This window comes from Prevotella falsenii DSM 22864 = JCM 15124 (assembly GCF_000613945.1).
In the GTDB taxonomy this organism is placed as follows: domain Bacteria; phylum Bacteroidota; class Bacteroidia; order Bacteroidales; family Bacteroidaceae; genus Prevotella; species Prevotella falsenii.
In genome coordinates, this window is the sequence record NZ_BAJY01000019.1 from 11,982 (window position 1) to 32,139 (window position 20,158).

General features: G+C 42.3%; 16 protein-coding genes, 1 tRNA gene and 1 pseudogene. 5 read left to right on the forward strand and 13 right to left on the reverse strand.

The genetic code is table 11. The features are described 5' to 3' along the window. Nucleotides 1–22 precede the first annotated feature (22 nt). Nucleotides 23–811 carry a biotin--[acetyl-CoA-carboxylase] ligase gene (locus JCM15124_RS08085; RefSeq protein WP_024999022.1) on the forward strand — a complete coding sequence of 263 codons (789 nt, stop codon included), beginning with the start codon at nt 23–25 and terminating at the stop codon, nt 809–811. Continuing rightward, nucleotides 798–1,508: a UMP kinase gene (gene pyrH, locus JCM15124_RS08090; RefSeq protein WP_024999023.1), complete on the forward strand. Its 711-nt coding sequence runs from the start codon at nt 798–800 to the stop codon at nt 1,506–1,508. The genes JCM15124_RS08085 and pyrH overlap by 14 nt, the downstream gene beginning before the upstream one ends. Nucleotides 1,509–1,754: 246 nt before the next feature. On the opposite strand, the gene tsaE is transcribed toward pyrH, so the two are convergent. From tsaE to JCM15124_RS13805, 6 genes and pseudogenes are all read right to left on the reverse strand, one after another. Beyond that, on the reverse strand, nt 1,755–2,165 hold the full coding sequence (gene tsaE / locus JCM15124_RS08095) for a tRNA (adenosine(37)-N6)-threonylcarbamoyltransferase complex ATPase subunit type 1 TsaE (protein WP_024999024.1): 411 nt from the start codon (nt 2,163–2,165) through the stop codon (nt 1,755–1,757). A gap of 6 nt (nt 2,166–2,171) precedes the next feature. Next, nucleotides 2,172–3,766: pseudogene (gene porX / locus JCM15124_RS13800) on the reverse strand (T9SS response regulator signal transducer PorX). 73 nt (nt 3,767–3,839) lie between these two features. After that, nucleotides 3,840–7,391, reverse strand: a complete 3,552-nt coding sequence (gene porW, locus JCM15124_RS08105; RefSeq protein WP_024999025.1) for a type IX secretion system periplasmic lipoprotein PorW/SprE — start codon at nt 7,389–7,391, stop codon at nt 3,840–3,842. A gap of 71 nt (nt 7,392–7,462) precedes the next feature. Beyond that, nucleotides 7,463–7,861 carry a hypothetical protein gene (locus JCM15124_RS08110; RefSeq protein ID WP_024999026.1) on the reverse strand — a complete coding sequence of 133 codons (399 nt, stop codon included), beginning with the start codon at nt 7,859–7,861 and terminating at the stop codon, nt 7,463–7,465. Nucleotides 7,862–7,879: 18 nt separating this feature from the next. Beyond that, entirely contained in the window at nt 7,880–8,059 is a 180-nt protein-coding gene (locus tag JCM15124_RS16640) for a carboxyvinyltransferase (protein ID WP_232220134.1), read from the reverse strand. Continuing rightward, a complete protein-coding gene (locus JCM15124_RS13805; RefSeq protein ID WP_232220135.1) occupies nt 8,044–9,132 on the reverse strand; it encodes a carboxyvinyltransferase in 1,089 nt (362 codons plus the stop codon). The genes JCM15124_RS16640 and JCM15124_RS13805 overlap by 16 nt, the downstream gene beginning before the upstream one ends. A gap of 158 nt (nt 9,133–9,290) precedes the next feature. Between JCM15124_RS13805 and JCM15124_RS08120 the strand changes: the two genes are divergently transcribed. Then, nucleotides 9,291–9,365: transfer RNA gene (locus JCM15124_RS08120), tRNA-Pro, on the forward strand. A gap of 445 nt (nt 9,366–9,810) precedes the next feature. On the opposite strand, the gene JCM15124_RS16650 is transcribed toward JCM15124_RS08120, so the two are convergent. The 6 genes from JCM15124_RS16650 to JCM15124_RS08140 form a co-directional block, all read right to left on the reverse strand. Beyond that, nucleotides 9,811–11,046 (reverse strand): T9SS type A sorting domain-containing protein, encoded by a 1,236-nt coding sequence (locus JCM15124_RS16650; protein ID WP_232220136.1) that lies wholly within the window; start codon nt 11,044–11,046, stop codon nt 9,811–9,813. 23 nt (nt 11,047–11,069) lie between these two features. Then, entirely contained in the window at nt 11,070–11,666 is a 597-nt protein-coding gene (locus JCM15124_RS16655; RefSeq protein ID WP_232220137.1) for a hypothetical protein, read from the reverse strand. Next, entirely contained in the window at nt 11,639–11,920 is a 282-nt protein-coding gene (locus tag JCM15124_RS16660) for a hypothetical protein (protein ID WP_232220138.1), read from the reverse strand. Before JCM15124_RS16660 ends, JCM15124_RS16655 begins: the two co-directional genes overlap by 28 nt. A 944-nt stretch (nt 11,921–12,864) precedes the next feature. Then, complete coding sequence (locus JCM15124_RS08130; protein WP_024999027.1) at nt 12,865–13,131, reverse strand: hypothetical protein; 267 nt, start codon at nt 13,129–13,131, stop codon at nt 12,865–12,867. A gap of 45 nt (nt 13,132–13,176) precedes the next feature. Next, nucleotides 13,177–13,872, reverse strand: a complete 696-nt coding sequence (pssA, locus tag JCM15124_RS08135; protein ID WP_036885252.1) for a CDP-diacylglycerol--serine O-phosphatidyltransferase — start codon at nt 13,870–13,872, stop codon at nt 13,177–13,179. A gap of 21 nt (nt 13,873–13,893) precedes the next feature. Continuing rightward, a complete protein-coding gene (locus JCM15124_RS08140) occupies nt 13,894–14,586 on the reverse strand; it encodes a phosphatidylserine decarboxylase family protein (RefSeq protein WP_024999029.1) in 693 nt (230 codons plus the stop codon). 133 nt (nt 14,587–14,719) lie between these two features. On the opposite strand from JCM15124_RS08140, the gene dnaE reads away from it, so the two are divergent. Then, the gene (gene dnaE / locus JCM15124_RS08145; protein ID WP_024999030.1) at nt 14,720–18,436 is read left to right on the forward strand and encodes a DNA polymerase III subunit alpha; all 3,717 of its coding nucleotides are present in this window, start codon (nt 14,720–14,722) and stop codon (nt 18,434–18,436) included. Between the two features lie 79 nt (nt 18,437–18,515). Beyond that, nucleotides 18,516–18,830, forward strand: a complete 315-nt coding sequence (trxA, locus tag JCM15124_RS08150; RefSeq protein WP_024999031.1) for a thioredoxin — start codon at nt 18,516–18,518, stop codon at nt 18,828–18,830. A 533-nt stretch (nt 18,831–19,363) separates the two neighbouring features. Here the strand turns inward: trxA and lpxA are convergent. Then, nucleotides 19,364–20,146, reverse strand: coding sequence for an acyl-ACP--UDP-N-acetylglucosamine O-acyltransferase (lpxA, locus tag JCM15124_RS08160; protein ID WP_024999033.1), 783 nt, complete (start codon nt 20,144–20,146; stop codon nt 19,364–19,366). Nucleotides 20,147–20,158 lie beyond the last annotated feature (12 nt).

Below are 20,158 nucleotides of genomic sequence, written 5' to 3' on the forward strand. Positions count from 1 at the left end.
CAGTAACAATGTATTTACTTCGATGAACATCATTCATAAGATACGAGCAGCTTTCCGAAAGGAAAATAGGTCTGCCACTAACGTTGTGCGATTGGAAACCATCGGCAGTACCAACGACTTTCTGAAAACTTATACGCCTTCGGAAGGAGAGCAGATGACCGTGGCTGTTGCTGAATTTCAGACAGCAGGACGTGGGCAAGGAACGAACTGTTGGGAGAGTGAAGCCGGCAAGAACCTATTGTTTTCTGTACTTTTGCACCCCGTTGAGGTGCCTGTTTCCTGTCAGTTCCTGTTGTCGGAATATGGCGCGTTGTCGCTCAAGGAAGCATTGACAGACTATGTGGGCGAAGGTAGCATTACGCTGAAATGGCCGAACGACATATATTGGAACGATAAGAAGCTGAGCGGAACGCTGATAGAAACCAAGTTGAGCGGCGGCAGAATAAAGGACTGCGTGTTTGGCGTGGGACTGAATGTGAACCAAACGGAATTTAAGAGCGATGCTCCTAATCCCGTTTCGCTTTGTCAGATTTTGGGCAAAGAGGTGAATAGGGAAGACCTTTTGCAAAAGATTATCGCCTCGTTTGAACGCAATTACGAATTAATTCGTAGTGCTGATTATGGCACAATCTCGGCAATGTATCACCAATCGCTGTATCGTGCAAAGGGATTTTACCCTTACGAAGATGCCGACGGAGTGTTTGAAGGTGCTATTGTGGAAGTTGAAGACGACGGACACTTGATTCTTCGCGACCGCGAAGGCATGATAAGAAGTTACGAATTTAAAGAAATAAAGTATGGCAAGATTTAAAAGAATTCTCTTAAAGCTTTCCGGCGAGAGCTTGATGGGCAAGCAAGGATATGGCATCGATGCGGAACGCCTTGAAGATTATGCCCGCCAGATAAAGGAAATACACGAAATGGGCGTGCAAATCGGCATTGTTATTGGTGGTGGGAATATCTTCCGCGGACTGACAGGCAGCCAAAAAGGTTTCGACAGAGTGAAGGGCGACCAGATGGGTATGTGTGCAACGGTGATTAATTCGCTTGCATTGAGTTCGGCGTTGGGTGCTTTTGGTGTGAAGTCGAAGGTGATGACGGCTATCCGTATGGAACCTATCGGCGAATTTTACAGCAAGTGGAAAGCTGTTGAAGCACTCGAAGCAGGTTATGTCTGCATCTTCTCGGCGGGTACGGGCAATCCTTATTTCACTACTGATACGGGGTCAAGTCTGCGTGGCATCGAAATAGAAGCTGACGTAATGTTGAAGGGTACGCGTGTAGACGGTGTTTATACGGCAGACCCGGAGAAAGACTCTACGGCAACGAAGTTTACTGAAATTACTTACGATGAGATATACAACAAGGGGTTGAAGGTAATGGACCTTACTGCCACAACGATGTGCAAGGAAAACAATCTCCCTATCTATGTGTTCAATATGGATATTGTCGGCAACTTAAAGAAAGTAATCGACGGTGAGGACATAGGTACTTTGGTGCACAATTAAGGGAATAAAAAACTGCAAGGCTGTTTATTCAATCGTAACACAGCCTTGCAGTTTATACGAAAAAATAGGGCAGGAGAAACACATAATAAAGTGTCTGCTCAATTCAATATTTAGGCGTTCAAATAAATATGACGTCATTTTCGGACAAATATGACGTCATATTTGCTTGAATATGACGTCATATTTTTTATTCCTACTTATGATATTGAATTTGCATATAGGTTTCGTTGCCCTATTGAAGTCAGATTAGAACGACACCAAACGCGTTCCGTCGGCTTGTTCTTCTATTTTTACTTTGACCGCATTTTCGGGTAAAATGTCCTCAATCAGTTCGGGCCACTCCAATAAACAAAGGTTTCCGCTGTAGAAATAGTCTTCATAGCCCATGTCGTAGACTTCTTCCAATTTCTTGATGCGATAGAAATCGAAATGATAAATAGGCTTGCCTTTGCCGTCGGTATATTCGTTTACAATGGCGAAAGTAGGCGAAGTAATCACGTCTTCCACACCTAAAACTTCGCAAATGGCTTTGGTAAAGGTTGTTTTCCCGGCTCCCATCTTACCGTAAAAGGCAAAAACTTTGTTGTCGCCGATGTTTTCTATAAACTTCTTTGCAGCCTCGTGAATGGTTGCAAGGCTTTCTATTTTAATATCCATTGTTCGTTATCTTTTTGCGTTCTGTGTAAGTTTAACGCTTTTGGGCGTTAGCGTTATAATTGGAATTATCATTTCTTCGATAGAAATTCCACCGTGCTGGAAGGTGTTTTTATAGTACGACACATAGTAATTGTAGTTGTTCGGATAAGCAAAGAAACTATCACCTGTTGCAAAGACATAGGTTGTGCTGAGGTTCAGAGCCGGGAGTTGTGCCTGTTGTGGCGTCTTAATGGTGAACACTTCCTTTGAATTGTAGTTCAGGTTCTTACCCAATTTGTAGCGGAGATTGGTGTTTGTGTTTCGGTCGCCAATTATTTTTATGGGTTTGACGGTACGAATAGAACCGTGGTCGGTGGTTAGAATGATTTTAAAATCAGACTTTGCCAACTCTCGGAACACATCGGAGAGGACGTTGTGGCGGAACCAACTTAATGTTAAAGAGCGATATGCGCTTTCGTCGCTTGCCAGTTCGCGAATCATTTTCATTTCCGTGCGAGCGTGAGAAAGCATGTCAATGAAGTTCACAACCAACACATTTAAGTCGTTTTGTTGCAGATTTTTAAGTTGTTGCATAAACTTTTCCGCACCATTCGAGTTGAAAATTTTATGATAAGAGAACTTGTCATGGCGTCGATAGCGGTCTATCTGCGTCTGAATAAGTGGTTTTTCGTTCAAGTTTTTACCTTCTTCTTCGTCCTCGTCTATCCATAAATCAGGAAACATTTGGGCAATTTGAAGCGGCATTAGCCACTGAATATCGCATTGCGGGCGTATTGAGTTGCCGTTGGAAGTATGCTCATATAAAAGTCTTCCTCTATGTCGAACAGTTCGGCGAGCTCCTCTGACAAGATGCGCCATTGGTCTACGCGAAGATTATCCATTACGATTAGAAAGACTTTCTCACCTTTATCTATTGTCGGAAATACACGACTTTTGAAAATATCGGGACTCATAAGAGGGCGAGATGCTTTCTCCTTGCTCTTTCCATCGTTTGGTGCAACCCAGTCAAGATAGTTTTTAGCAATGTATTTGGCAAAACCGTTGTTAGCATCTTCTTTCTGCATGGTGAGCATTTCGGTCATATTGCTGTCTGCGCTGCTAAGTTCTAATTCCCATTTCACCAATCGTTTGTAGACCTCTACCCAATCGTTGAAGTCTCGGCAGTCGCTTATTTGCATTGCCAGCTGTTGATACTCCTGCTGATAACCCGTTTGTGCAACTTCGGTTACAATCTCTCTGCGGTGGATATTCTTTTTTAATGTCAGCAATATCTGACTGGGATTGACAGGTTTTATCAAGTAGTCGGCTATCTTTGCGCCGATGGCTTGGTTCATAATATCTTCCTCCTCGCTTTTTGTTACCATAACAATGGGCGTGGCAGGCTGTATTTCTTTCATTTGCTGCAGGGTTTCAAGCCCTGACAGACCGGGCATTTGCTCATCAAGAAGTACAAGGTCGAACGTTTGTGTGCGACATTGTTCTATTGCATCGGCACCGTTGCTGACAGTTACAACCTCGTATCCTTTTTTCTCAAGAAATATGATGTGGGCTTTGAGAAGTTCTATTTCATCGTCTACCCATAATAAAAGTCCGTTGCTCATATCTTGTTTTTATCCTTTCTTTCGTTATTTAAATGTTGCCTGAACACCTTTTGACTGATATTTCAGCTTTCAACTAAAAACCACCTAAATCGTAGTATTCATCGTCGAAATCGTAATCGAGCGGCTGTTGTTTCTGTGGTTCTTTCTTTTTCTTTTCCACAGGTTTAACATCGTCGTCGAAGTATATTACAGGACCATCTGTGTTCTTTTTCTTCGGCTGCTCTTTCTTTTCGGCAGGTTTCTGAGCCTTTTGAGTGTTCTCGGCAGGCTGTTGTTTCTTCTTTTCCGAAGGATTACTGCTGTCCTTTGCCTTTGTTGTCTTCGGTTTATTGGTAGGAGTACCGACTGTATCTTTAGGCAAAGCGGTTTCAGAATCCAAAGGAATTTCCATAACATTATTGTCTATTGGTGCAACCTTTTGCTTGTCCTTATCGACCGGTTTCTCCTCTTTTTTAGGTTCAACAGGCTTTGGTTGCTGTTTCTGAGTCGGAGTTTCCTCTATTGGAATTACCATTTCCGTATTGTCAATGGCGTTCTTTTGCTCTTTTTTCTTTGCCGTTTCTTCTGTTGGAATTACCATTTCCGTATTGTCAATGACGTTCTTTGGTTCCTTCTTTTTTTCAGTTTCTTCAATAGGAACAACCATTTCGATAGGAGCGACACCATTGTTTTCGGTCGTTTTTTCCTCTTCAAGGGGTATCGTCATACCATTATCTACGGGCTCTAATGCTTGTTTGCGTGCATTGAGATCGGTTTCTGTCGGATTCCTGCTTTCTATTTCTTCTTGCAAATCGCGCTCTTTCTCACGTGGTGTTGCCACTTCGGCAGGTTCGGAGAGAAGGTAACGCTTCGTTACTTGCAATGGTGCGAAGTGCTTTGCATAGAAGTCTTCGTAGTCTTTATAGCTGAATGCCGTTCCAATTAGCTGCAAGTTCTTATCGCTAATAATAATGGCTTTGGTGTCTTTGCTTAGCTGTGCCATTATATTTTTATTATTAAAGAGCTGGCGTGCATATTGGAAAGCCTCGTCGAAACTTCTAAATCCGGACAGCTTCATTTGGTGCAGACCCTCAATGTCTTCTATTTCTATCTCGAAATTGCGTACATAGAAACTTGTGAAATTAAATCTTGCCATCTCGAACAACAGCTTGTTCTCCGATAAAGAGTCGGGGTTATACACCAAAAGGAACTTGAAGTCAATGTCTCTGTCGGGCGAGAATTTCACTTGTTTTATACTGTCGCTATCGTTCAAGACATTGGTGCGATAGTTCCAAACATCGCCAAGGTCGAATTTACTGTTGCGGATTTTCTTTCCGGCCTCTACGCCATTGACAATCATTCCTGCCATTTCGCTGATGCGACTTTGTGGAAATTTCTCTACAACAGTTTTCATTTCGTCTAAGCAACCATTAACATCGCCTTGGTTAAGTTTGCTTAATCCGCCGATAAACAAAAACTTATCGCGGTTTGCTCCCATAGGGAAGCGTTCGTCGGAAATGCGTTTGTTGGCAGTAACTTCACCAAAACGATTGTTCTTAAACGCTTCGTAGGTAGACGCATAGAGCGAATCTTCAATGTGTTCGCCAAACTTTGCATTCTCTTTAAAGTATGGATCGGTGAGCACTGCTGTCCATTGGCTCTTCGGGAATTTCGCTTTTAGTTTGTCTATGTAACTGTTTGCGGTGGCAGATTGGCTTTTACGCATATACAATAAGTAGAGATGGTAGTACACATCGTCCATCTCTTCGTAGTCAGGATAGTTGTCGCTGACACGGCGCAAAGCCTTTTCGGCTAAGCGAAGATTGTCTAAACGGTCTTTGAAAATCACACCGGAATGGTGCAAGCCGGCTTCAAGGATTTTGTTGCTTGCTTCCAATTGCTCCGGCGTAAACGGTATTTGCGCCAAATAGTATGCCCCTTGATGCGGATCGTTCTGTGCCGAATCCTTTTTATTGCTTATCGAATCCAACCTTGCTTCTTCCTTTGCGATGGAATCTCGTTGTGCATCGGTAAGTTCAAGCGTATTGTTTATTTTGCCAACTACAGTCTGATTGATGCGTTGCCAGTTGTCTATGTTCTCACGTTTGCCCCATAACTGTTGGAAAGTAGCTTTACCTTGCTGCACCACCATGGGGTTATAGAAGTACCATGTGGCATCTTGTCCTTGTCTGTTAGAAACGGTAGAGCGTCTAAGAGCGTTCTCGTTGTTGGCGTCAATGCCTCCGTTTTGTGCCATTTGCTGAGCTGCTTCTTGCTCGGACAACCTGTTTCGTTCTTCTTTCTCTTTCTTTTTAAGTTCGTTTATTACTCTATCGATAGCTGCAAAGCGTTCTGCTTCCGGGCATTTCGCAAGATATTGCAGCGAATCTTGCAGATGTACCGCTTCGGTGTGCGGCGTCAGTTCGTCAAGAACCTTTGCACGCTCCGACAACAGTTCATAGTCTTTGCGGTCTTTGTCCAACAAACCAAGGGCTTCGTTGTAGCAGCGGCGGGCATCGCTGAACTTTTCCTTTGCCCAATACAAGTCGCCAAGTCGCAAAAGCAATACTCCTTTCTCTATTCCGCTACGTGTGGACTTCTTGTTGCCTTGCTCATAGGCGGCAATAGCGTTTGCTGTATCTTTATTGGCAAGGTAGATGTTGCCCATTGCGTAATATACTTGGTCGAGATACTCCTTGTTTTTGTCGGAAGCAACCATACGTTTCAGGCGGCTCACCATTTGTTTGGCTTGTCCTGCTGCCATCACTTCGGTTGCTGCAACGCGCGCATTAAACTCCAACTCGTAGGGTGGGTTGGCACGAATAACGTGTTGAAATGCGTTGTAAGCTGCATCTTTATTGCCAAGAGCAGCCTGAATTTGTCCCATAAGATACCATTCGCGTGCTTTTTGCTTACGTCGCATTTCCTGTTTAATGACTCTACGCAAGTAGGGAACGGCTTTTTCGAGTTCGCCCGTGTGTATATAATAGTCGGCAAAGGTGTAATCCCATTCGCGAACCGCACGCCAATCTATCGAATCGCGCTGCATATTGCGGATTACATCTTCTGCATCGTAAAGCCACCCTGCCTCTATATACGACTTTGCAAGCCATGCCCGCGCCTTGCCATAAATGGCCGGCTGTGTTCGGTAGAGCCTGCTCATATACGCAAAAGTAGTGGCAGCCTCTTCAAAAGCCCCTTTATGAAACTGCGAACGCCCCATTAGCATCCACGCTTTCCAAAGGAATGGGTTGTATTCTCTGCGCGATAGCCATTCAATGTCTCTTTCCGTCTTGCGCCTTGACTTGTTCCATTCCGGCTTTTTCTTTATGCTGTGGCGCGCAATGGCTTTTTCTGCTTTTTCAATGGCACGCTCAAAGTTGCTTTTTCCTAATTCCTTGCTCGCCTTATTGCTTACCGTGTAGAGCGGAATCATCTCCGTGAAGTTGTCTTTATTGCCATTCTCTTTTTCCAATGATGCATCGATGTAGGCCTGTGCACCATTATAATATGTGTTGTATTTGGCATGGAAAGAGTGCCACCATCGTGTTTGCGAGGTGTTATTCTTTGTAGAACAGCTTGCTATAACGATGGCAAGCACTGCTACGAATGCGATATAAATATATTTAGCGTATCTAAACTTCACGTATTAATAAACTCCTGAAAGTTTGTTTTTATTGTCTTTTAAGCCGATTACTTATTGTATTTTCTTGTTTGTCAGCCTTCAATCATCGCTATTAATTCGTCTTTTATTTGGTTGGGGACATTGATTCCACGAAGAATTAAGCTTCTGTTCCAACCTTTCGCCTCATCGGGGCGCATGGTGTTGAGTACTTCCGAGAACTCTTCAGCTTCGTCGTCGGTGTATTCGTTTGACTCTTTTCCTTTAAAACGGTCGAGTTCTTCGTCGTCGTAATATTCCACTTCTTTCGTGGCAGCTTCCATCATGCACGTCTGTTCGCAGCTTTCGTCGATGCCGCTGCAAGTAGCGCAATCGCCCGATGCAGGCACAATGATGTCGGGCTCGTTGCTGTTGCGTCGGCTAATCCATGTAGAAACGCCTACAAGCACGCCCATTCCGACAATTGCCAAGATACCTATTATAATAATGTCCATATACAGTTTACTTCGTTTTTACTTTATCTCCTCTATGGAGAACCCTGCTTTTCGTAAGTCGTTCCAAAAGCGTGGGTACGATTTTGAAACCACTTCAGGGTTGTTGATGGTCAGTTCTCCCAACTTAATACTTAAAGGGGCGAAAGCCATTGCCATACGATGGTCTTTGTAAGTGTCTATTACTATCGGGTTTGCCACTTCGCAACGTTCGCCATTCCATGTAATTTCCGAATCGTTCGAGTCGTGCAATACATAGCCAATTTTGCCATTTCGGTTTTCATAGCCTCTATGCGGTCGGTCTCTTTCAGCTTCAAACTGCTTAGACCCATAAACTTAAAGGGAATGTTCATAATAGGGCAGAGGGCTATCATGGTTTGTGCCAAGTCGGGCTGATTTTTAAAATCGTATTCCAATCGAGGCAACATTCGAGGCTTACGAACAATGGTTACATCTGTAAGTTCCTCCATTTCCTTGTCTGCAAAATTGGTTTTTACGCCCAATAACGAGAATATATATTTTACTGCAGAGTCGCCTTGGCGCGAGCCGTTTTTTAATCCCGGAAAGCGAATGCACGACTTGCGGTCGTCCAGCAAAGTGAGTATGGCATACCAATAGCCGGCTGCCGTCCAGTCGTTTTCTATCGTGTAGCTGCGTTCTTCGTAGCGTTTGGGGCGAATGGTAATCGTATCAACATCTGTCCACTCTGCATCGGCACCGTATTCATGCATTAAATTCAGCGTAAGGTCGATGTAGGGACGCGAAATAACATTGCCTAACAACTTCAGTTCGAGTCCTTTTTCTAATGTCGGACCTATCATCAGCAATGCCGAAACATATTGCGAACTAACGTCTCCGGCTACTTCTACGCTGCCTCCTTTTAGCTTCTTGCCCTTTATGAGCAGTGGCGGAAACCCCTCTTCGCCCATATATTGAATGTCTGCCCCTAAGAAACGCAACGCATCGACCAATATTTTTATGGGGCGTTGCTTCATTCGTTCAGTTCCCGTCAGCACGTGTTCGCCTTCTGTAACAGACAGATAGGCAGTCATAAAGCGCATTGCCGTGCCTGCCGCCATAATGTCTATTACGTACGGATTATCTTTAAAAGCGCGTGTTATAACTGCTGTGTCGTCGCAAGTAGAAAGGTTTTCGGGCATAATGTTTCCGCCTGCGAGTGCGTGGATAATCAGTGCGCGATTGCTAATGCTTTTCGATGCGGGAAGCTGTATGGTATCTTCGATATGCGATGGAGGTGTTATTTTGTATTGCATTCTATCTAACCGTTATTTTTTTTCTGCTGTTTTTATGGAGTATTATAAGCTCTCTTTCACTATACAAAAATACAAATAAAAGTCGGGAACGTAGAAAAATAACTCTAAAAGTTTGCTAATCTCTTAAAAAGTAACTAATTTTGCACCATCAAACAGAACGGGATGTAGTTCAGTAGGTTTAGAATGCTGGTCTGGGGGACCAGTGGTCGCTGGTTCGAGTCCAGTCATCCCGACATAAAAGTGTAGAGGTTAAACTTATAAACCTCTACACTTTTTTCTTTTGAACAGGTCTTTCTTTCCGTATTACTTAATCTGAATTTAGCATGGAATGGTTCTTTCTTTATTGCTTAAGGCAGAGGTTGTGTTGTAAAGATAATTCTGTTAAAAGGTGATAACTGCGCTTTGGCATTTCAAAACCTACGCTTTTACTCACCAAAACCTATTGTTTTGCCCGGTAAAACCTACGCTTTCGGAATGCCAAACAATAGGTTTTGTAATGCCTTGACAGCGAGACAGTTGAACGATAGGTACGCTTCTAAAAAATATTTACGCCTTTATAATCTTATTTTCGAATGTATAATACGAAGTGAACCCTAAAAGTTTTTTGTCTGACTTTTGGGGTTCACTTCTTATTTCGCTACACCATCACAAAGAATGTGTGTTGTGTTTTTATAATGATTATGATACAACAAACTTCGTTGTCTTCATGCCTTGCACCTTTGCAATATAGATTCCGGCAGGTAGTTGTATTGTTACAAAACCGTTGGCTTTTATTTTGCGACTTTCTATTTGTTTGCCTTGAACATTATAAATATGTACGGTTACATCGCTTTTTGAAGAAACTGTTACGGCATTGGCGAACTGATAGATTTCTATTTGCCTTTCGTTACTTTCTATATTGCTTACCTTATTGGTTACACCCTTCATTGTAATAGGTTTTGTGCGGTAGCTTTGGGTGTCTGAAGCTAAGTCCGGGAAAGCTTCAGTCTGCATGCTGCAATACATTTTTGTTGTTGCAGGGAGTTTGAAAGTAAATATGCCGTCTTTCTCGTCGTAATGTAATGCTTTGATAATAGGTGTCGATGAGTTGTCGGCTGTGAGCCACATATATGTCGTAGGCTGTGGTTTGCCCGTTACACCTTTTAAGTTGTTGAACTTTGAAAGGTCTACCGTGTACTCGTTAATCAGCTCCGTTGGTATATCGTACGATTCTTGTGGCGCATACGTATATACGTTCATATTCTTCTTTTCGGGCAGCATATACATTGGAATGGCATTATAGCCACACTTCATTTCAGCGAGTTTGGCATAATCGGCATTCAGTTTTAAATTGCTGATTTTGTTGTGCTCGATATTCACTTTTGTGAGCTTGTTGAGCCGGCTGAAGTCTATTTCTGTGAGTTTGTTTCGTTCCAAACTCAGTTCTTCCATATTTTTGTAAGCACTAAGCATAATTTGTGTGATATTGTTTCCATTCAAAGACAGCTTCTTCAAGGTTGCAGTTGCGGGTAGTTTTATTTCGTCGGCATAGCAACCATTAGCAGAAATTTCTTCGCATTCTTTAAAATAAGTAAGGTCGAGCGTTGCAATGCGGTTGTTGTCGAGCAACAAACGTTTTACAGGACTATCAACGTTGCCGGCTTCAAAACGAATAAGTCCGCATACTTCAGGAAGTTTCATCAAGTCAATATCGGCACATTCTATTTGTACCAAATGTTGTTTGTCTACCTTTGCATCGATGAAGTTGTGCTTAACAACCTTTGCTTCCTTGTTTAAAACTATTTCCTCTATTACACCATCGCCCCAGTTTATGTTGCATGGACTGTTGTCTTTCAGGCTTGATAGCGTAAGTTCGAAAGGTAAACCATCGGTTGTAAACTTATCGGTAATGAAGGCTGCATGTACCTGTTCCAATTCTTTCGACTTGCCATTCAGTTCTATAGCATAATGCCATAATGGTCGTTGATGTTGTTCAAACGTGGCAATGCAGTGTTGGCAACAACACAATACACCTTTCCTTCAACGGCTTGATTAAAAGTGAATACGCCGTTTTCTTCTTTATAGGTTTGCGGGTCGATTAGCATTGCCGGGTCGGCATTGTTGCCTTTGCCATTATAACGATACCATTTAAATGTAGAAGTAGTTTCGTTGTATTTCAAAAAGTCGGTCAAATCTACTGTTAGTTCTTTTATTTTGTCGTTTGCTAAATAAGCAGGGCGCATAGGTCCATAATTGTACATGCCGTTTTTCTTTGGGAAATCGGCAAGTGCGAGTCTGTTTAGTTTAAAGTCTAACCATGTAACGTTGTCAGGAATAAGTAGTTTGTCTATTTCGTTTGCATTACAAATTACTTTCTTTAGCTTTGTGCATTTCGATAGGTCGAGTTTCTTTAGCAAACTATTTGCACATGAGAAACTTGTCAGTTCGGTGCAGTCTGTTAAGTTTATTTCGGTTACTTGCTGGTTGCTGATGACCATAAACTCCGTGAAATCGGCTCCCCATACTTTCACTTCGTGTACTTTAACTTTTGCCATATCGGCAAATGGTGGTCTGTATATTCGTTGTATCCGCTACCCTTTTTGGTTGTTTTTTCTGTTCCGTCTCCATAATCAATATAGTATGTAGCTCCTTTAGGTGCATTGATTTTGAGTTTAAACAAAATAGATTTGGCAGAATTTGTCTCTAATTGTGTTTTCAAAACAATTTCTTGTGCTTGTACCGGCTGCAATATTCCTGCTAAAAAGAGCAAGAATTGCAGCAACAAAGTTTTTTCTACAATTTTCTTCATAATTTTAAATGTTAGTAAATAGTATTGTTAGGTGGTGTTTTGCAAAAGTAATAAAATATCATCAAAACGGAAAATATTGTTGCAAATAAATTTATTTGCATGATATTTCTTCTTTTATAAGGAACTATTAAGGCGATAAATTTGTCGTTTTGTCGTATTTCAATGTGAGTTCGATATAAGAATTGTGCCAGTATATTATTAATTAAGAGATTTAAAGAAAGTGTTGATAATGATTTAATATGCTTATAATCAATAAGAAGTGGAAGTAACTTCGTCCTTAAATTCTTACACCGAATTCGTGTTATTCATGAACGTTTTCGTTTAGCCAAATGAGCAATGCTAAATTTATTTAAGCATTGCCATGGCGAGAAAACGCACTTTTCGAGGAACGAGAAAAGAACGTTTGCAAGCTGCCAAATGCGCAATGCCAAATTTATTTAAGCATTGCCATGGCGAGAAAACGCACTTTTTGAGAAACGAGAAAAGAACGAAAATAAGGCGATAAATGTGTAAATATTTTTCGCAAGAGTAGCTGTTGTGTAACTATCTTTGCATCAGCGCATTACAAAACCTATTGTTTTGCATTCCAAAACCGTAGGTTTTGCACGGTAAAAGCGTAGGTTTTACAACGCAAAACCTACGGTTTCGCAACGCCAAAGCGATTATATCACTTTTTTAACAGAATTATCTTTACAAAGTTAAGCCGAAAAACGCTCAATATTTCATTAGCGAGCTTGCTTAAAAACACCTGTGAGATTACTTGCTTAATCTGCTTTCTTATGCCGAACCCATGTTATTTCAACAAAATGGTAGAATTACTGATAATATACAAAACCGCCCAATAAGTTGATAGAAACTTATTGGGCGGTTTTGTATGGAATTGACAAGATTTTATGGAAACCTATCTTGTCAGTGTCTTTTTATAGAACGATAAAATGTTATTGTCAGAGCTTTTTATTTTCAGAAGTAGTGTCGCTATCAACAAAATCAACATATTCGCCTTCGTCGTCGCCTATAACTTGCTTGTTGCGTTTGTAGTCCGGACGATGGTCTACTATGGTATTGCCGTTTACATTCACCCCTTTTTCTCTGTCTTCGGGGCGAAATCTGCGTCGCGTGCGTGTTATTACCTTGTAAAATTTATAGGCAATGAACAGCAACATAACGAAAACTGCAATGAATATAAAGAATATAAACTTTAATAAAATCATAGCCTTTTATTTATAAAATCAACATAGAATAAGGGAAAAATACCTTTATTTTTTTATGATATACGATATTATGACATACCATGCAATGATGATTGCCAATGCCGCAATACCGAATATTACCAGTAAAGGAATACAAGTGAGCAGGAAAATGTATTTTACTTGGTTGCCTTTCCAACCCCATTCCTTGAATTTAAGTGCAAACATTGGTATTTCTGAAACCATCAGCCAAGAGCTGATAAGAATGCCGCCTAAAAGGAAGAAAACCATAAACGGAGTAGCTTCTAACCACTTTCCTGCACCAATGATGAGCGAACCCCAAAAGAGAGCATTAGCCGGCGTTGGCAGCCCGATAAATCCGAGTGCTTGCCGTTCGTCGAGATTGAATTTCGCTAACCGTAGGGCAGAGAATGCTGCTATGATGTATGCCGTGAAAGGAAGTATGGGGCGTAGCGGCTCAAGTATAGATGGATAGCTCATAACGCTCAGTTCGCTGAACAAAATAGTTGATGGTGCCACACCAAAAGTAATGACATCGGCAAGCGAGTCGAGTTCTTTCCCAATCGGAGAACTGACGTTTAACAGTCGTGCAGACATACCATCGAAGAAGTCGAACACAGCTCCAATGATAATCCAAGTAAACGATAGTTCAATATTACCGCTGAAAGCGTATGCAATAGCCACGCAGCCGGAAACGAGGTTGCAGCAAGTTATTGTGTTGGGTATGTGTTTCTTAATTGCCATTTTCCACCTTTCTTTATAGGCTTAACTAAGTTTTGCGATTACTGTTTGGTCGCCTGTGGTAGATTGTCCCATCTTTACACAGATTTCAGAATCTATAGGCAAGAATACGTCTACGCGGCTACCTAATTTAATAAAGCCCATGTGTTCGTCGATGAAACATTCTTCTCCTTCTTTTGCATAGGTAACAATGCGGCGTGCAACTGCGCCGGCAATCTGTCGGCAGAGAATGTCTTTACCGTCAGGAGTTGTGATGATGATGTCCGCATGCTCGTTTTCTTCGCTTGCTTTTGGCAGCCATGCTTTGTGGTAGTTGCCATTAAAATGTTTCACGAACTTTACAGTTCCGTCTACAGGAAACCAGTTGGCATGCACGTTCCAAAGACTCATAAAGATAGAAACCATAATACGGCGTTCGTGGAAATACTTGTTTTCTTCCACTTCCTCTATCACAACGATGTGTCCGTCAGCCGGAGCGACGACTATCTTGTCGGTATCTTCTCCGCCAAAATAGCGAATTGGACAGCGATAGAAGTTCAGAACAATGCTATAGATGGTTCCAAAAGTTGCAATAAATATCCAAAAAGGTATTTTATTTTCTATGCCGAACCACAGCAACAGAGCTATCAGCCCTATTGCAATGCCTCCATACAGAAGCTGGTCTGTGCCTTCGTGATGTAGTCTTATCTTCTTGAGTTTCCTCTTAATCTTTCCCATTCTGTGAGAGTACGGTTTTAAATGAATGCAAAGATAATTATTTTTTATTAGTCTCACAAATTTTTATTCTTATTCTTTGGCTATGTCGTCGATAAGTTGTATCTTTGAAACTCAAAAACAGCACTCATATAAAATGGAAGATTTCGTACATTTACACGTACATACACATTATTCAATCCTTGACGGTCAGTCGAAGATTTCGTATCTTGTTGATAAGGCTGTGAACAATGGAATGAAAGGTATGGCTATTACCGACCACGGTGTAATGTTCGGAATAAAAGAGTTTTCTGATTATTGTGCCAATATAAATAAAGTACGTAAAAAGAACGGTGAAGAGCCTTTTAAACCTATTTTCGGTTGCGAGATGTATGTAGCTCGGCGACGCAAAGAAGACAAGGTGAAAGAGATGCACGACAATTCCGGCTACCACCTTATTGTATTGGCGAAGAACTACCAAGGTTACAAGAACCTTATTAAATTGGTATCACATGCGTGGGTAGATGGTTATTATTATCGTCCGCGTACCGACCGTGCCGATTTGGAAAAGTATCACGAAGGCTTAATCGTGTGTACAGCTTGCTTGGCAGGCGAAGTTCCACGCAATATATTGAAGGGAGACATGGCTGCTGCTCGTGAAGCAGTGGAATGGTATCAGCGGGTTTTCGGCGATGATTTCTATCTTGAACTGCAGCGACACGAAGTGAAAGACCCGACGCTGTTGGCCAATCGTGAAGCTTTCCCTTTGCAACAAAAGGTAAACCGTGTGCTTTTGCAGTTTGCAAAGGAATACGGGATTAAGTATGTGTGTACCAACGACTGCCATTTTGAAGACAAAGAGACGGCAGAAGCACACGACCACCTACTCTGTCTTTCTACTCAAGAAGACTTAAACTCTCCTACACGAATGCGTTACTCTAAGCAAGAGTGGTTCAAAACGCGGGAAGAGATGAACGAAGTATTTGCTGATTTGCCGGAAGCGTTAAGCAATACATTGGAAATTCTTGATAAGGTAGAGTTGTATAGCATAGACAATGGTCCTATTATGCCTTTCTTTCCCATTCCGGAGAGTTTTGGTACAGAAGAAAAATGGCGAAAGAAGTTCAGCGAACAGCAACTTTATGACGAGTTTACTACTGACGAGAATGGCGAAAATCAGCTTTCTCCCGAGGACGGACAGGCAGTAATTGAACGTTTAGGCGGATACGAAAAGATTTACCGCATTAAGTTCGAGGCTGACTACTTGGCGAAGTTGGCACACGATGGTGCAAAGCAACTCTATGGCGACCCTATTCCCGAAGATGTTCAGAAGGCGATAACGTTTGAGTTGCACGTTATGAAAACAATGGGTTTCCCCGGCTACTTTCTTATCGTGCAAGACTTTATTAATGCTGCTCGAACCGAGCTTAACGTAATGGTGGGTCCCGGACGTGGGTCGGCAGCAGGTTCCGTGGTGGCTTATTGCTTGGGAATAACGCGCATAGACCCCTTGAAATATGACTTGCTGTTTGAACGTTTCCTAAATCCCGACCGTGTCAATCTTCCCGATATTGATACAGACTTCGACGATGACGGACGCGGAAGGGTGCTGCAATGGGTAATGGACAAGTATGGCGAGGAGAACTGTGCTCACATCATTACCTATTCTACTATGGCAACCAAGAACTCGCTTAAAGATGTTGCGCGTGTGGAAGGCTTGCCGTTGGAGATTTCAAACCGTCTTTGTAAAGCCATTCCCGAGCGTCTGCCCGATGGTATGAAGATGAATTTAAAGAACGCCATCGCCTGTACACCACTGTTGCAGGAGGCTGAAGTGAGCGAAGATGCACGAGAACGCAACACGATTAAGTATGCAAAGATGTTGGAAGGAACGGTGCGTGGAACAGGTATTCACGCTTGCGGATTCATTATTTGCCGTAATCCTATCAGCGAATGGGTGCCAATATCTACTGCAACCGACCCTGATTTCCCCGACCAAAAAGTGCCTGTTACCCAATATGATGGGCACGTTATTGAAACAACAGGACTGATAAAGATGGACTTCCTCGGACTGAAAACACTGTCCGAGATAAAGGAAGCCTGCAAAGTAATCAAGCAAACCACCGGCGATATAATAGACATCGACAACATACCAATCGACGACGAACTCACTTATCAGCTTTATCAAAGGGGGCAAACCGTAGGAACATTCCAGTTTGAATCGGCGGGTATGCAGAAATATCTGCGCGAATTGCACCCAACCGTGTTTGAAGACCTTATTGCGATGAATGCCCTTTATCGTCCGGGACCAATGGATTATATCCCGGACTTCATTAAACGCAAGAACAACCCAGCGTTGGTGAAGTACGATATTCCTTGTATGGAGAAATATTTGAAGGACACGTATGGCATTACGGTCTATCAAGAGCAAGTGATGTTGTTAAGTCGTCAGCTTGCAAACTTTACTCGTGGCGAGAGCGATGCTTTGCGTAAGGCAATGGGTAAGAAGAAGAAAGCCATTGTAGACCAAATGAAACCTAAGTTTCTTGCGCAAGGAAAGGCAAACGGACACGACCCCGAAGTGTTGGAAAAGATATGGGGCGACTGGGAAAAATTTGCCAGTTATGCCTTCAATAAGTCGCATGCCACTTGCTATTCTTGGGTAGCTTACCAAACTGCTTACTTGAAAGCACACTACCCGGCCGAATTTATGGCTGCCTTGATGACACGCCGTTTCAGCCAGATTACCGAAATTACGAAGCTGATGGAAGAGTGCAAGGCACTCAAAATATCGACCTTGGGTCCTGATGTAAACGAAAGTCAGATGGGTTTTGGTGTGAATAAGAAAGGTGAAATTCGTTTCGGACTTTCTGCCATTAAAGGAATGGGAACCGGTGCTGCTACGGCAATTGTGAACGAGCGTGAGAAGAATGGTGCTTATAAGAGCATTTTCGACTTCGCCGAACGTATCGACCTTAACAATGTGAACCGCAAAGCCTTCGAAAGTTTGGCTTATAGCGGTGGTTTTGATAGCTTCGGATTACAACGAGAAGAGTATTTCGGTGTTAATTCAAAAGGGGTAACGTTCCTCGATTCTTTGGTTCGCTATGCACAGTTGTTCCAGCAAGAGAAGGCGCAGATGCAAAATTCGCTCTTCGGTGGCGACGATGCTGTCGAGATAGCACAGCCCGTTGTGCCTAAAACCGACCGCTGGCCAAGCATTGAAAAACTGAACAAAGAGCGTGAATTGGTGGGGATTTATCTTTCTGCACACCCCTTAGACGAGTACAGCGTAATATTGAATAATCTATGCAACACACACACCGAAGAAATCGGACGTGGTGCTGATATGGAACAATTGTCGAAGCGCGAAGAGATAACTTTCGGTGGAATAATTACCGCAGTGAACGAGCGTTTCTCGCAAAAAACGGGTAAACCTTTCGGTTTTGTTACGATAGAAGACTTTGAAGGCTCGGGCGAATTAGCGTTGTTTGGCGACGACTGGGCACGATGGAACGGACTGATGAAGGAAAACTATACAATTTTTGTAACGGCAAAATGTCAGCCTCGCTATCGTAACAGCAATCTTTACGAACTGAAAGTGCAGAATGTGGAACAACTTTATGATGTGAAAGCACACAGGTTAGAACGTTTTACGATTTCGGTAGATGCCTCGTCTGTGAACGACCAAACGGTTTCCGACCTTGTTACGCTCGTAGAACAAAACGAGGGAAGCACACAGCTTTACATAGAACTGCATACTGCCGACCGGTCGTCGGTAACCCTTCATTGTCGCAATAAGGGTGTGAATGTAGACCGTGCGTTGCTTGACTTTATTGCCAACGAAGAAAATATGGGTTATAAGATAAACTGACATATCCGAAAAGTTGGCACAGTGTTTGGAAGAACATAAATAGTACAGAATAATTGTTTAACAAAAAAATCTAAAAAACATGGAAGTAGAAATTACAACCGCAAACTTTGAGAGTTATAAGAATGGCGAATTGCCATTGGTAGTAGACTTGTGGGCAACTTGGTGTGGCCCTTGCAAGATGATTGGCCCAATCATTTCAGAATTGGCAAACGATTACGATGGCAAGATAGTTGTTGGTAAATGCAACATTGAAGATAACGACGACATCGCTATCGACTATGGTGTGCGCAACATTCCTACAATCCTCTTCTTCAAGAATGGTGAGTTGGTAGACAAGTTTGTTGGTGCTGCATCAAAAGACAAGCTCGAAGAGAAGTTCAAGACTTTACTTTAATCGGTCAAACTGACAACACAAACAAAGGCATTAAGTGGTAACGCTTAATGCCTTTTGTTGTTTTGCCCCAATACAAAGACTCTGTACTCTTAGTATAAACAGCATTGCAGAACCATAAAAAGTTAGTGTGGATAATCTATTTCACAGACGAAAATAGGGGGATAAATCTGTAAATATTTTTCGCAAACATAGCTGTCGTCTAACTGTCTCGTTATCAATGTTTTGCAAAACCTATTGTTTTGCGTTCCAAAACCGTAGGTTTTGCACGGTAAAAGCGTAGGTTTTGCATCGCAAAACAGCCGCTTTCGCAACGCCAAAGCGATTATATCACTTTTTAACAGAATTATCTTTACAAAATCAATGCGGTTTGGGCATTTACATCGGGCAGTAAAAAAGGGAAATCGTTCTTCGAATACAGTTTTACCGAATTGTTTTTTTAATGGTTTCTCTTGCTTATGTATGAAACAAAAAATCCCAACAAACGCTTGTTGCAAGCTGTTTGTCAGGATTAGATATATAATGTTTTTGTAATGTTATATTTTGCAGATGATACCCTCGTTGGTGTTACGGATAAATTCAACAATATTACGAATTTCAGGCGAGTCGGGCACTTGCTCGTCCACTTGTATGCAAGCATCGAACACAGAGGTTTGTCCGTGGAATACAAGACGATAGGCGTTTGCTATGTGTTTTATAATTTTGTCGTCTATTCCTAATTCTTTGCAGATAGTGGTATTTACACCTCCGTATTCAATCGGACTGCCACCTGCAATAATATAAGGTGGTATGTCGCGCCCAAATGTTGTGCCGGCTTGCACTACGGCAGCCGTTCCGACACGTGTTTTTGCCTTTTGAATAACGCCGGACGAGAAGATGGCGTGGTCGGCTATTTCGCAATCGCCTGCTATCTTCGCACCGTAGCTGAATATACAGCGGTCGCCCACCTTCGTGTCGTGGCTGATGTGTACGCCTTCCATAAGGAAGTTGTTCGACCCGATGACGGTTTGACAACCACGATGGGTAGCACGGTTGATTACAACGTTCTCTCTGATAACGTTGTTCTCGCCGATGACACACTCGCTTTTTTCGCCAACGAAGTTAAAATCTTGGGGCAATGCGCCGATAACGGTGCATTGATGTATTTTGTTTCCATTACCTATTCGGCTACCATTCAGAATGCTGACGAATGGAAACACGATACAGTTGTCGCCAATTTCTACATCGTCTTCGATGTAAACGAATGGAAATATTTTACAGCCGTCGCCTATCTTCGCTTTCGGAGAAACCTCGGCTTTTGGACTAATCTCACTACTCATACTTATAAATCT

Coding starts and splice junctions, on each gene's coding strand:
- JCM15124_RS08085 (WP_024999022.1), top strand. CDS start 23: ATGAACATCATTCATAAGATACGAGCAGCTTTCCGAAAGGAAAATAGG.
- pyrH (WP_024999023.1), top strand. CDS start 798: ATGGCAAGATTTAAAAGAATTCTCTTAAAGCTTTCCGGCGAGAGCTTG.
- tsaE (WP_024999024.1), bottom strand. CDS start 2,165: ATGGATATTAAAATAGAAAGCCTTGCAACCATTCACGAGGCTGCAAAG.
- JCM15124_RS08110 (WP_024999026.1), bottom strand. CDS start 7,861: ATGGACATTATTATAATAGGTATCTTGGCAATTGTCGGAATGGGCGTG.
- JCM15124_RS13805 (WP_232220135.1), bottom strand. CDS start 9,132: ATGCAATACAAAATAACACCTCCATCGCATATCGAAGATACCATACAG.
- JCM15124_RS16655 (WP_232220137.1), bottom strand. CDS start 11,666: ATGGCAAAAGTTAAAGTACACGAAGTGAAAGTATGGGGAGCCGATTTC.
- JCM15124_RS16660 (WP_232220138.1), bottom strand. CDS start 11,920: ATGAAGAAAATTGTAGAAAAAACTTTGTTGCTGCAATTCTTGCTCTTT.
- JCM15124_RS08130 (WP_024999027.1), bottom strand. CDS start 13,131: ATGATTTTATTAAAGTTTATATTCTTTATATTCATTGCAGTTTTCGTT.
- pssA (WP_036885252.1), bottom strand. CDS start 13,872: ATGGCAATTAAGAAACACATACCCAACACAATAACTTGCTGCAACCTC.
- JCM15124_RS08140 (WP_024999029.1), bottom strand. CDS start 14,586: ATGGGAAAGATTAAGAGGAAACTCAAGAAGATAAGACTACATCACGAA.
- dnaE (WP_024999030.1), top strand. CDS start 14,720: ATGGAAGATTTCGTACATTTACACGTACATACACATTATTCAATCCTT.
- trxA (WP_024999031.1), top strand. CDS start 18,516: ATGGAAGTAGAAATTACAACCGCAAACTTTGAGAGTTATAAGAATGGC.
- lpxA (WP_024999033.1), bottom strand. CDS start 20,146: ATGAGTAGTGAGATTAGTCCAAAAGCCGAGGTTTCTCCGAAAGCGAAG.